Below are 13,242 nucleotides of genomic sequence, written 5' to 3' on the forward strand. Positions count from 1 at the left end.
ATAATATAAACTGCAAGCATACCTTTGTGATTATACTTAAAATAAATAATATGAAAACATTATATACTGCACTAATCACTTGTGCACTACTCTTCACAACATCACAGATTATGGCAAAAGATACCTTAACCAAAATATTAGTACTTATCCATTCTGATACGGGAGGTACGTATAAAATGGCGCAAGAAATCGCTAAAGGAATAGAAAACAATCCTCACACAGAGGCGACTATAAAACTAGTACAACCTACAAAAAACGCACTGTTACATGATCTACAGATAGCTACTCCTGAGGAGCTACCGACTTATGATGGCATCGTATGGGGGTCTCCTGTATATTTTGGCAATATCAGTACTCCGACGAGTGCCTTTCTTGCGAAGACAGTAGATCTATGGACTACTCATGCTCTAGAGGGAATGCCTACGGCGGTATTTATGTCTGCTGGTAGTGGAGCAGGGAAGGAGCTAGCCTTACAGTCGTTCTGGAACAGTCTAGCAGTACATGGGATGATACTCGTATCGAATGGCATCAGAGCTACGGAGAAGCTAGATAATAGCATCCCTCAAGGCAATAGTGTACTAGGTACAAGTAGTCTTGCTTCAAACAAAACGGTGCAACGTCCTAGCGAAAGTGAACTGCTGATCGCTTATACGCAAGGTCAAAACTTCGCCAAAGTTGCCAAAGCCTTAAAAGGAACTTTTCAGAAGAAAGAGGAAAGTACACCTAAACAAGTAGTCACTGATGTAGAAACTACGCTTAAACAAAAAAACATCATACTACCTGTAGCACCAAATCCTGTGGGGAACTACACGCCTTACTCACGCAGTGGAAATCTAGTATTCATCAATCAGGTAGCCTTAAAGGATGGTAAAATATTATATCCTGGTAAGGTAGGGGTAGATGTTACAGAAGAACAAGCAAAGCAAGCGACTGAACAGACAATGTTGAATGTAATCGCAGTGCTTAAACTAGCTGTTGATGGTGACCTCAACAGAGTAAAGAAAACCGTACAACTAACAGGTATATTCAACACGACTCCTGACTACTCTCAACACGCTAATCTAATGAATGTGGCATCAGATCTATCTGTAGCAATATTTGGAGAAAAAGGTAAACATGCTAGAGGTACTCTAGGTGCTACTTCTGTACCTGTCAACTCTGCGGTAGAGATACAAGCTATCTTCGAGATAGAGTAATCAAAAAAGGTGTTTGAATACTGTTATTTCGTCTTATAGATAATCCCTAACTTGTCATTTCTAACATGCTAATAGGTTAGACATGCAGTATCCATCTTATTCATTTACAACAGATAGAGAAAACTCAATCTATGAGTTTACAAGCATAGGCAAAAACCAAGCAATCAAAAAATTAATTATCTTTACACCTGTCGAAGGTGAGTATAAAGTTTATAACTTAAGCTTTGGAGATAGAACCAATTACGATGGTGATTTATTGCGTATAAACGATAGAATTGTCAGTAATAATGGTGATATGAATAAAGTATTGGCTACTATATTTAGAGCTGTACTCAAATTTACGGAAGGCAAAGATTTTTATAAAATATACTTTACTGGTAGTACTCCTTCACGCACACGATTATACAGAATGGCTGTATCTAATAACTATGCTGAACTATCTAAACATTTCAGTATATACGGATTTGATATGGAAGGAAAAGTAGTGTTCTTTGCAAAGAATACAAACTATCAAGGTTTCTTAATCACACCAAATACAAACAGTATAAAATAAGGCATTATGAAAAAAAAGATTGATTCAAACGAAGTAAAGACTGATACTAAACCTAAAATTATTACTATTAATAACAACCTAAGAGTCATTGACGAATCAGGTAAAATAGAATATGCAAATAATCTATTTGCACAGCTAAGAGCTTCAGGGGAATTAGACATTTTCGAAGAAAGAGAAAGAATACGAAAAGAAGAATACGAAAAGGCACAAAAGGAATCTTAATATTCCTTCAACAATAACTAAGGACTTTTAGTTCTCACTATTTCGCCTAATAATACTTCTGATCACTAACTAATCTACTATCTATCTTCTCTGGATATACACAGTCTTTGAATACTGTTATTTCGTCTTATAGATAATCCCTAACTTGTCATTTCTAACACGCTAATAGGTTAGATATGCAGTATCCATCTTATTCACTTACAGCTTTTAACAGGAATTACAGTTATGAATTTACAAGTATCTCTGATACTCAAGTAATCGAAAAAATAATTAACTTTACACTATTAGATATAGAAGACGAATTATATAATCTAAGTTTTGGAGATAAGAACAAAGACCTAGTAAATAGTAATGCTATAGATGACAAAGTCGTTAGTAATAATGGTGATATGGTTAAGATATTAGCTACACTATTTCAAGCAATTTTACTATTCACGCAAGACAAAGAAGTTTATAAAATAGTCTTTAGAGGTAGTACCCCTTCACGAACACGATTATACAGAATAGCTATATCAAATAACTATGAGGAACTGTCTAAATATTTTAATATCTATGGATTTGATATAGAAGGAAAGTTAATATTCTTTGCTAAGAATAAAGAATATCAAGGCTTTCTAATCACACCTAATATGAACAGTATAAAGTAATGCATTATGAAAAAAGAAATTGATTTTAATAAAAACGAAGAACCTATCTTACATAAAGTTACATACTCTGATAGAGAAGAGGTTATTATTGATAATACAGGGAAGCTAGAAGGTACAATTGCTTTAATCAATGAACTAAAAGCTTCTGGAGAATGGCAACGTTTTAATGAAATGTTAGAAAGAAATAGAGCAGAAAAAAAAGCACAAGAATAGTTATTCAATAACTTACTACTGATAATAAAAAACAAGACTGTTATAAAATAAAAAAGCACGTAATCTAGAGACTACGTGCTTTTGTTCTTTTTACATTATAGTATTTACTTGTTTAGGCACAAGTAATCTTGTTCACTCTATTCTGGTGTCTTCCACCTTCGAAAGCTGTGTTTAAGAAAGTCTCTACCATCGCTACAGCTTGCTCTATAGAAGTATAACGAGCAGGTATACTGATCACATTAGCATCATTGTGCAGTCTTGCTAACTCAGCAATCTCTTTTGTCCAACAAAGGGCACAACGCACACCTTGATGTTTATTAGCAGTCATAGCTATACCGTTTCCGCTTCCACAGATTACGATACCAAAATCAACTTTACCTTCTTCTACATCTGTAGCTACTTTATGTCCAAAATCTGGATAGTCAACAGACGAAAAATCATCTGTCCCATAGTTAGTTACTGTAAATCCTTTTTCTTCTAGATACTTAACGATAGCCTTTTTGTATTCAGGTCCCGCGTGATCATTTCCGATTGCTATTTTCATTGTGTGTTGTGTTGAATAATTTTGTACAAAGTTAAGAATAAATCTTTTCTACAGCCCTAATTCTTCCACTGCTATTTGTCTCATCTCTACTTTTCTTACCTTACCTGATATGGTCATTGGGAATTCCGATACGAACTTCCAATACTTCGGTATTCTGAAGTGGGCTATCTTCTCGGTACAGAAGCCTTTTAATTCTTCACCTGTCAAGGTTATTCCAGGTTTTAAGATTACCCAAGCCATAATCTCTTCTCCATATTTCTCATCTGGAACCCCGATAACCTGCACATCTGCAATAGAGGGATGAGTGTATAAGAAGTCTTCTATCCACTTCGGAGATATATTCTCCCCTCCACGAATAATAAGGTCTTTAATACGTCCTGTAATCGAAATATACCCTTGATCATCCATAGTAGCCAAGTCTCCTGTATGCATCCATCTATTCTCATCTAATACCTCAGAGGTCAATGTGCGGTTATTCCAATATTTCAACATCACTGAATACCCACGTGTACACAGTTCGCCTGCTTCTCCTCTAGGAACTATTCTACCTGTTTCTGGATCTATAATTTTGATTTCTAGGTGGTCTTGTACAGTTCCTACTGTCGTGGTCTGTTTGACAATATCAATACCGATATGTGTTTGGGTAGATACAGGTGAAGTCTCTGTCATACCATAACAGATACTCACTTCCTCCATATTCATCTCTGTCTTCACGCGACGCATCACTTGCTCAGGACACAATGAGCCAGCCATCACTCCCGTTCTCAAAGAGGTAAGGTCATACTCTTTAAAGTTAGGCAACTGTAGTTCTGCAATAAACATAGTAGGCACTCCATATAAGGAAGTACATTTCTCGTCTTGTACTACCTGAAGGGTCTTAGCAGGGTCAAATCCGTCATTTGGAATCACGATCGTAGCTCCATGAGAAGTACAACACAGATTGCCTATAACCATACCGAAACAGTGATAAAAAGGCACAGGAATACAGACTCTATCTGTAGTAGTGTACTTTAAACGCTTACCAATAAAATAACCGTTGTTTAGGATATTGTGATGTGTAAGGGTTACTCCCTTAGGGAAACCTGTAGTCCCTGAAGTATATTGTATATTAACAGCTTCTCCGAACTGTACAGAGTCTTCTATGATGGCTAGTTCTCCATCTGTTATCTGATCGCTATCTGATAAGAAAGTATCCCATTCTTCTCCTAAGAAAACAACTTCTTTTAACGAAGGACAATCTTCAAAAATCAAGGAGATAATCTTTCGGTAATCACTACTTTTAAAACTTGGAGCAGATACAATAAGGGATATTTCAGATTGATTAACCGCAAACTCGATCTCATGTGCTCGATAAGCAGGGTTAATATTAACTAATATCACGCCTATACGAGCCGTAGCATACTGCATAAGCACCCACTCATAACAATTGGGTGCCCATATCCCTACACGATCTCCTTTCTGTATATTGTGAGCTAATAATGATTTTGCAACTTGAGTCGTCAAGTGATAGAACTCTTGATACGTTGCTCTGAATCCTTGATGAACGCTGACTAATGCCTCATTTTTGGGGTATTGATCTGTTATCTTTTTTAGATTCTGTCCTATGGTTTCTCCTAACAATGGTGTATCAGATGCACCATGCACATAAGAAATAGTATTCATAAATATAGTTTTTTGTTGGTTTTTCTAAAGTACGAAATTTTAAATACAATTCGGTTTATATAATTAATTGCTATAAAGAATCTTAGCTATACTAGATAAAAGGCATCATTATCCTCAAAAAATTATCCTATTCTCTAACTCCCTTCTTTTAGTCAAACAAACAAGTAATTACTACCATAAATAGAGGCATCGCTAAAACGACTAATAGACTATAAATCAGTAACTTTATAGTACACCTATATGTATAATTAAAACAGCTGAATATGAGACCTCTTAAATTAATAGCAATACTATGCACAGTCTTCTGTTCTATAAGTATATATGCACAAATAGACGATGGTACTTACAAATATGCGGATACAAATAAGCCCTTAAATGGGAAACTAAAATGCTTTTATGCCAACAACCAATTAGCGGAAGAAGCAACCTTAGTAAATGGTAAAAAAGAAGGTATTAATAAAAGTTACTACGATAATGGAAAGCTAAAAAAAGAATGTACCTACAAAGACAATAAGCTAAACGGAACTTTTAAAGAATACTATACTAATGGAAAACTAACCTATTCTGCAACCTACGTTAATGGAGATAGAGAAGGTTTAGCTCAGTCTTACTCAGAAAATGGAATGCTAGAAGATGAGTACAATTATAAAAACGGAGTACTTAATGGTATCTCTAAAGATTACTTAGATGGTAAACTTCTTCAGAAATCTACCTATATCCAGAATAAGCTCGATGGAGAATTCTTCTATTATCACCCTAATGGCAAAGTAAAGATTAAAACACTTTATAAGAATGATAAAAAAGATGGACCTGAGAAGATATACGCTCCAGCAGGAACGTTACTAGAAGACAATTATTATCTAAATGGTAAGAGGAGTGGTTTAAGAAAAGTGACAGATACTAAAGGTAATCCTGTCAAAGAAATGAACTATATCAACGGTCTGCTAGATGGGGAGTACAAACAATATGTTGCTGCTGATCTATACATTAGAAGAACATTCCAAAACGGATATGAAGTAGATAGACCTACTCTACACAATGGGAAAGGTAAGCTAATAGATCAATCTGATATCATCTATAAGAAGGTATATGAACCACTAGTTATAAAAGCAATGCAAACCTTTAATCCTGATGAAGATGAATAATAAAGCTCTATTTTCAATTTTATGTACTTTGCTTACTTGCTCAATAACAACTGTATATGGACAAGAAGAAGCTGTATTGTATCAACTAGATGGTAAACCACTAGATGGCAGAATACAACAATACAATGATTATGATATAAAAGTAGAGGATGTCACTTATAAAGGAGGCATGCGTACTGGGATTAGAAAAACTTACTATCGCAATGGAGTGCTTTTTTCTGAAGGCAAATATGTACTAGGTAAGCTAGAAGGAGAATACAGAACCTATTATGAGAATGGTAAAACAAAGGGAATATATGCCTATCAAGAAGGATTAAAAGAGGGGATAAGTAAGTTCTATGATGATGATGGAAAGATAGAATATGAGACATTATTCAGAAACGATAAGAAAGAATTACACCACCGCTTTTATGACAACGGTAAAATAAAATATACAACAACCTATGTAGAAGGTATTATTACACAAGAAGATAAGTTTACAACTAGAGGAAAACTTGATCAAAGAAGTTACTATAAAAATAGAAAAGTAATCAAAATAGACTATTACGAAAATGGGAAGTTCTCACATGGGTTAAACTTTGACTAATCCACTTTTACACTACGTTAAAGGAATAAATTGTAAAGCAAGAATAGGATACTGAAGTACCTTATTCTTGCTTTTTGTATTATTTTATCTCTCTTTTTAGGGAGTTTTTGGAAAATAAACTAGAACATTATAAATTTGCAGGATCAAACGTACTTCATGAAATGAAAGTACAGTGTACTGATCAACGATAAAATATAAGTATTAAATAACTCTACCTTCCTTTCTCTAAAAGAGTTATTTCTCGACCTATTTCTTCAAAAACTTAGCTACAAAAGAAGAAATACTATCGCTGATTAAAACAATCAAATTAAAATATTACTAAAAATAGGATAAAACAGTTAGTAATTCGTACATTTAAGGATAATTACCAACCCTATTTTAGGTAAACATAATGAATTAGAAAATGGCAAAAAAAATTAAACATAAAAAGAGTAAATCATTTGACTTTGCTCCAAAAATATTAAAATTCTTATCAAAGAATACGACTAAAACGTATAACTATAAACAGATCGCTGCCCAATTAGAAATAAACGATACTCAAGGTAGAAATGAGATTATCAAAGAGCTTAAACACCTTATCTCGAAAGGAAAAATAGAAGAGATTGAAACTGGTAAATACAGATTCATTCCTAAAGCAAACTATGTTGAAGGTTATATCGATATGACTTCTCGTAAGACTGCTTATCTAGTAGTAGAAGGAGTAGAGGATGATGTATTTATCCCAACAAATAACCTAAACAAGGCTTTAGATGGTGACTTCGTTAAAGCATATATCTACAACAAACGAAAAGGTAAAAAACCTGAAGGAGAAGTAGTAGAAATCTTAGAAAGACACAAAAAACAATTTGTGGGAGTTATCGAGATTCAAAAAAACTTTGCTTTCGTATCTACTGCAGATGCTAAGATGTACACAGATATATTCGTTCCTAAAGAAAAAGTAGGAGAGGCACGCGATGGAGATGTAGTCGTAGTAGAAATAGAAGATTGGCCAGAGAAAGCAGATAGCCCATTCGGTAAAGTGATGAAAGTACTTGGTAAACAAGGAGAGCACAATACTGAAATACACGCTATTTTAGCTGAATATGGATTAACAGCTGAATTCCCTAAAGAAGTAGATGAATATGCTAATCACTTAGATACTTCTATCACTGAAGAGGAAATAGCGAAGCGTAGAGATATGCGTGATATTCTTACGTTCACGATTGACCCTAAAGATGCAAAAGACTTCGATGATGCCTTATCATTCCGTCAGTTAGAAAATGGATTCTACGAAATAGGTATTCACATTGCTGACGTATCTCACTATGTAAAAGAAGGAACTATCCTAGATGAAGAGGCTTATAACAGAGCTACTTCTGTATATCTAGTAGATAGAACTGTACCTATGCTACCTGAGGTGTTATCTAACTTTGCTTGTTCGTTAAGACCTAATGAAGATAAATATACTTTCTCTGCCGTATTTGAATTAGACGATAAAGCAGAAATCAGAAACAAATGGTTTGGTCGTACTGTAACGCATTCTGACCAACGTATGGCTTACGAAGAAGCTCAGTATATCATTGACTCTAAAGACAGAGTTATTCCTGCTGATATCTCGCTTACAGGAGAAGATCAAGAAGTAAGTGAAGAAGTAGCTGATGCAGTATTAAAGCTAAATGAATTAGCAATGATCATGCGTAAGAACCGTATGTCAGATGGTGCTATTTCTTTTGATAAAGTAGAGGTTAAGTTTAACCTAAACGAAGCAGCTGAGCCAGTAGGTGTATTCTTCAAACAATCAAAAGAAGCTAATCATTTGATTGAGGAATTCATGTTATTAGCGAATAGAAAAGTATCTGAGTTTATTGGTAAACAAAAGAAAACATTCGTATACCGTATACACGACGAACCAGATCAAGAGAAGTTATTTGGTCTACAGACTGTGATTGCACGCTTTGGACATAATATTAACTTCAAGTCTAAGTCTAGTATCTCTAAGTCTATCAACAAACTTCTAAAAGATGTAGAAGGTAAAAAAGAACAAAACTTAGTAGATACTCTAGCGATTAGATGTATGAGTAAAGCGAGTTATTCTACGAACAATATCGGGCACTATGGATTAGCGTTTGATTACTATTCTCACTTTACTTCACCTATTCGTCGTTATCCTGACGTAATGGCTCATAGATTATTACAACACTATCTAGACCATGGTGATAATGTAAATCCGGAGTTATATGAAGTAAAATGTTCACACTGTTCTTCTAGAGAGAATCTAGCTGCCAACGCAGAAAGAGATAGTATCAAATATATGCAAGTGAAATACATGCAAGATCAACAAGGTACAGAGTTCTTGGGTGTTATCTCAGGTGTTACAGAATGGGGTATCTATGTAGAGATAGTAGATAACAAGTGTGAAGGTATGGTGCGTATTAGAGAAATAAAAGAAGACTATTACGTATTCGAAGAGAAACAATATGCATTAGTAGGACAAGCAACGAAAAAGATGCTTCAACTAGGTGATGAAGTTATCGTTACTGTTAAGAATGCAGATCTTGTAAAAAAACAATTAGATTTCAACTATATTAAAAAGGTAAACTAAGATGAAAAAAATCGTTTTATTCATTGCCGTAATGGCAAGTACAATTTCTTTTGCACAAAAAACGAAATCAATAGGAGACTTTTCAAAAGTTAATGTTTTTGATCAAATTGCAGTAACTTTAGTTCCTGGAGAAGAAGGTAAAATAGAAATTGAAGGAGATAAAGAAGACTATGTAAACGTAGTAAACAAGAACGGAGTTCTAAAAATAAAGATGAACTTCATTAATAGTTTTCAAGGAGATGATATCAAAGTAAAACTATACTACAACAAGCTATCTGAAGTAGTAGCAGGCGAAGGGGCTAGCATAAAAGGAGAAACTCCTATCAAGGCAACTACACTAATTATAAATGCGAAGACTGGTGGAATGATTAATCTAAATATAGATGTAGACAAAGCAATTGTTAAGTCAAGTGCGGGTTCAGTTATTACACTAAAAGGAAAAGCAAATGTACAAGATGTACTGAATAGTTCTGGTGCTAAAGTAAAGAGTCAAGACTTAGAAACAAATCAAACTATCGTTACTGTAAATGCTGGTGGTATTGCAGAAGTAAGAGCTACTGAACTCGTAGAAGCAAAGGTGAGAGCAGGTGGAGAAATCAGAGTTCATGGAACCCCTAAAACAATTAGTGAAAAGAATGTTCTAGGTGGAGTAATTAAAAAAGTAGATTAGTAATAATACGTTTTTATACAAAAAAATGTATCTTGCAAAAGATTATGAATAAATGCCAATTCTAGAATTGGCATTTTTTAATTATATAAGATGTTTGATGATTTATTAACAGGTGTCACTCTTGGATTCTTTCTGAGTTTTATGATCGGACCTGTTTTTTTTATTCTTATTGAGACAAGTATTACAAGAGGGTTTAAGGCAGCTATAGCCTTCGATATAGGTGTTATATTAGCTGATGCGGTATTCTTCGCTATAGCGTTCTTTAGTAGCTTTAAATTAATCAATGCGATAAAGGATGACCCTGCACTATTCCTCTTTGGGGGAATGATTATGCTTACTTATGGGATTATCTCTTTTATCAAACTAAAAAAGGTACAAGTACAAACCTTACAAATAGCCCCACCTAATCTAAGACGAGAATACTTAAACTTATTTGCAAAAGGGTTCCTACTTAATTTTATCAATGTAGGAGTACTCGGTTTTTGGTTAGGGATTATTATAACATTAGGCCCGCAGATGGATATGAATCCTAATAAGATGTTTACCTTCTTTGGGTTCACTATTCTAGCGTACTTCGTTACAGATCTTTTCAAAATATTCTTAGCAAAGAAACTACGCGAAAAGCTCACAGCAACCAATATCTTAAAGATAAAAAAAATAAGCAGTATCGTTATTATGGTATTCGGGCTAGTCATTATGATTAAAGGAATACTTCCAAAATCTGCAGATAATCATATTAATCTCCCTCTCCCTAATCTAGAGAGTAAGAGATAAAGCAAAGGGCTTAGTGAATTACTAATCCCTTTGTTTTTATAATAAGATATAACGTTAACTATAATGCATAAAAAAAGGATAGTGAAATCACTATCCTTTAGTTGAGGCTTCGAGCGGATTCGAACCGCTGTAGACGGTTTTGCAGACCGCTTCCTAGCCACTCGGACACGAAGCCTTGTCCTTGAATTGGATTGCAAACTTACTAAATATTTTGATATTTCAAAACCAATTAATGTACTTTTTTACAACAATTCAAGACGATATTATCTAACTCCTTGCATTTCAACCGTTACATATTCTACATCACCACCTACAGGAGGGTTTATTTTAGAAACTAATACTGTTATTTCTTCTACCATTCTTATTTCTAGGATTACTCTATCGATGATTCGTTGTGCTACATGCTCTAATAACTTAGATCGAATAGCCATCTCTTCCTTCACGATTGTATTTAAGTGAACATAGTCTATAGAATGTTTCAAATCATCTGTAGAAGCAGCCATCGTAAAATCTCCTTTCGCAATTAAATCTACTCGGTAATCCGAACCTATTTTTGCCTCTTCATCCATACATCCATGAAAAGAAAACGTTCTAATATTGTTTAATCTAATTATTCCCATAACACATTTGTTTGTTTAATAATGGCTAAAAGTACAAATTATTTGCCTCCTATAATTCATAATATGCTAAAAGACTATCAGCTTTTGATTAGTTTTTTGATACCTTTGTAGTTATAATAATTATTTCCATGTCAACAAAAGAGAAATCATTAAACTTTATTGAGCAAATCATTGAAGAAGATATCAAGAATGGTTTGCCAACAGAAAAACTTCATTTCCGTTTTCCGCCTGAGCCTAATGGTTATTTGCATTTAGGTCACGCGAGTTCTATTTGTTTAAACTTTGGATTAGGTCTTAAATACAATGCGCCTGTGAACTTGCGCTTTGATGATACCAATCCTTCTAAAGAAGAACAGGAGTTTGTTGACGCAATCAAGCAAGACGTAGAGTGGCTAGGGTACAAATGGGCAAATGAAGTTTATGCATCTGACTATTTCCAACAGCTATACGACTGGGCTGTCCAAATGATTAAGGACGGTAAAGCTTATGTTGATAGCCAAACTTCAGAAGAAATGGCTCAGCAAAAAGGTACTCCATCTACAGTAGGTGTAGATAGTCCATATAGAAATAGATCTGTAGAAGAGAACCTTGATTTATTCGAGAGAATGAAGAATGGCGAATTTGAAGAAGGAACTCATATTTTACGTGCTAAGATAGACATGGCACATACGAATATGCTTATGCGTGATCCTATCATGTATAGAATCATGAAAAAAGCACACCACAGAACGAATAATGACTGGTGTATATATCCTATGTATGACTGGGCTCATGGAGAGAGTGACTACTTAGAGAGCATCTCACATTCATTCTGTACATTAGAGTTCTTACCTCATAGAGAGTTATATGATTGGTTCTTAGATCAAGTGGTAGATGAGAATAATATCAGACCTAAACAACGCGAATTCGCTAGAAGAAACTTATCACATACAGTAGTAAGTAAGCGTAAGCTAGCTCGTCTAGTAAGCGAAGGACACGTGACAGGATGGGATGACCCACGTATGTCTACGATATCAGGACTGAGAAGAAGAGGATACACAGCAGCTTCTATTAGAAACTACGCTGATACGATAGGTATCGCTAAGCGTGATAACCTTATCGATGTATCTCTATTAGAATTCTGCATTAGAGAAGACCTTAATAAGATAGCTCCTCGTGTGATGGCAGTATTAGATCCTGTAAAACTAGTAATCACTAACTATCCAGAAGGACAAGAAGAGTGGCTAGATGCAGAGAATAACCCTGAAGAAGAAGTAATGACTTTCCGCAAAGTACCTTTCTCTAAAGAGCTTTATATCGAAAGAGAAGACTTCAAAGAAGAAGCGAATAGCAAATTCTTTAGATTGACTTTAGGAAAAGAAGTACGCCTTAAAAATGCTTATATCATCAAAGGTGAAAGCGTAGTAAAAGATGAGAATGGCAACATTACTGAGATACACGCTACTTATGATGCTGACAGTAGAAGTGGTAGTGGATCTGAAGCGAGCAAGCGAAAAGTAAAAGGAACTATACACTGGGTATCTGTACCTCATGCAGTAGAAGCAGAAGTGCGTATCTATGACCGTCTATTCGTAGATGAAAACCCTGATGGTAATAAGGAGGTAGACTTCTTAGATTTTATCAATCCTAACTCATTAGAGGTAGTGAAAGGATATCTAGAACCAAGTCTAAGTACAGCGGTAGAAGGAGATAAATTCCAATTCCAACGTTTAGGCTATTTCTGTGTAGATAAAAACAGTACTCCAGAAGCGCTAGTATTCAATAAAACCGTAGGTTTAAGAGATACTTGGGCAAAAGTAGAACAAAAGTAATACTTCTATAAAAATTAC

14 protein-coding genes and 1 tRNA gene are annotated in these 13,242 nt (G+C 34.7%); 11 read left to right on the forward strand and 4 right to left on the reverse strand.

Going from position 1 to position 13,242, the window contains the following annotated elements; genetic code table 11:
- Window positions 1–50: 50 nt before the first annotated feature.
- From AABL87_RS07840 to AABL87_RS07860, 5 genes are all read left to right on the forward strand, one after another.
- Window positions 51–1,196 (forward strand): Atu1372/SO_1960 family protein, encoded by a 1,146-nt coding sequence (locus tag AABL87_RS07840; protein WP_341277151.1) that lies wholly within the window; start codon window positions 51–53, stop codon window positions 1,194–1,196.
- Between the two features lie 82 nt (window positions 1,197–1,278).
- On the forward strand, window positions 1,279–1,749 hold the full coding sequence (locus AABL87_RS07845) for a DUF6934 family protein (protein ID WP_006260452.1): 471 nt from the start codon (window positions 1,279–1,281) through the stop codon (window positions 1,747–1,749).
- 6 nt (window positions 1,750–1,755) lie between these two features.
- Window positions 1,756–1,971, forward strand: coding sequence for a hypothetical protein (locus AABL87_RS07850; protein ID WP_006257958.1), 216 nt, complete (start codon window positions 1,756–1,758; stop codon window positions 1,969–1,971).
- Between the two features lie 176 nt (window positions 1,972–2,147).
- Window positions 2,148–2,618 (forward strand): DUF6934 family protein, encoded by a 471-nt coding sequence (locus tag AABL87_RS07855; protein ID WP_006260453.1) that lies wholly within the window; start codon window positions 2,148–2,150, stop codon window positions 2,616–2,618.
- A 6-nt stretch (window positions 2,619–2,624) separates the two neighbouring features.
- A complete protein-coding gene (locus AABL87_RS07860) occupies window positions 2,625–2,831 on the forward strand; it encodes a hypothetical protein (protein WP_006257956.1) in 207 nt (68 codons plus the stop codon).
- 112 nt (window positions 2,832–2,943) lie between these two features.
- Here the strand turns inward: AABL87_RS07860 and rpiB are convergent, their stop codons facing one another.
- A complete protein-coding gene (gene rpiB, locus AABL87_RS07865) occupies window positions 2,944–3,375 on the reverse strand; it encodes a ribose 5-phosphate isomerase B (protein WP_006257955.1) in 432 nt (143 codons plus the stop codon).
- Between the two features lie 48 nt (window positions 3,376–3,423).
- Entirely contained in the window at window positions 3,424–5,037 is a 1,614-nt protein-coding gene (locus AABL87_RS07870; RefSeq protein ID WP_006262450.1) for an AMP-binding protein, read from the reverse strand.
- Between the two features lie 263 nt (window positions 5,038–5,300).
- Between AABL87_RS07870 and AABL87_RS07875 the strand changes: the two genes are divergently transcribed.
- From AABL87_RS07875 to AABL87_RS07895, 5 genes are all read left to right on the forward strand, one after another.
- Entirely contained in the window at window positions 5,301–6,182 is an 882-nt protein-coding gene (locus tag AABL87_RS07875) for a toxin-antitoxin system YwqK family antitoxin (protein WP_039328699.1), read from the forward strand.
- Window positions 6,175–6,768 carry a toxin-antitoxin system YwqK family antitoxin gene (locus AABL87_RS07880; RefSeq protein WP_006257952.1) on the forward strand — a complete coding sequence of 198 codons (594 nt, stop codon included), beginning with the start codon at window positions 6,175–6,177 and terminating at the stop codon, window positions 6,766–6,768. Before AABL87_RS07875 ends, AABL87_RS07880 begins: the two co-directional genes overlap by 8 nt.
- A gap of 403 nt (window positions 6,769–7,171) precedes the next feature.
- A complete protein-coding gene (gene rnr / locus AABL87_RS07885) occupies window positions 7,172–9,349 on the forward strand; it encodes a ribonuclease R (RefSeq protein WP_341277152.1) in 2,178 nt (725 codons plus the stop codon).
- A 1-nt stretch (window position 9,350) separates the two neighbouring features.
- Window positions 9,351–10,019: a head GIN domain-containing protein gene (locus AABL87_RS07890; protein WP_006260459.1), complete on the forward strand. Its 669-nt coding sequence runs from the start codon at window positions 9,351–9,353 to the stop codon at window positions 10,017–10,019.
- 90 nt (window positions 10,020–10,109) lie between these two features.
- A complete protein-coding gene (locus AABL87_RS07895; RefSeq protein ID WP_006260461.1) occupies window positions 10,110–10,793 on the forward strand; it encodes a LysE family translocator in 684 nt (227 codons plus the stop codon).
- Window positions 10,794–10,897: 104 nt separating this feature from the next.
- Here the strand turns inward: AABL87_RS07895 and AABL87_RS07900 are convergent.
- A tRNA-Cys gene (locus AABL87_RS07900) sits at window positions 10,898–10,968 on the reverse strand.
- Between the two features lie 88 nt (window positions 10,969–11,056).
- Window positions 11,057–11,413, reverse strand: a complete 357-nt coding sequence (folB, locus tag AABL87_RS07905; RefSeq protein WP_006257948.1) for a dihydroneopterin aldolase — start codon at window positions 11,411–11,413, stop codon at window positions 11,057–11,059.
- Between the two features lie 128 nt (window positions 11,414–11,541).
- Here folB and AABL87_RS07910 point away from each other — a divergent pair, with 128 nt between their 5' ends.
- Window positions 11,542–13,224 carry a glutamine--tRNA ligase/YqeY domain fusion protein gene (locus tag AABL87_RS07910; RefSeq protein ID WP_006260462.1) on the forward strand — a complete coding sequence of 561 codons (1,683 nt, stop codon included), beginning with the start codon at window positions 11,542–11,544 and terminating at the stop codon, window positions 13,222–13,224.
- The last annotated feature ends 18 nt before the right edge of the window (window positions 13,225–13,242 follow it).

The organism is Myroides sp. C4067 (assembly GCF_038039665.1).
In the GTDB taxonomy this organism is placed as follows: domain Bacteria; phylum Bacteroidota; class Bacteroidia; order Flavobacteriales; family Flavobacteriaceae; genus Flavobacterium; species Flavobacterium odoratimimum.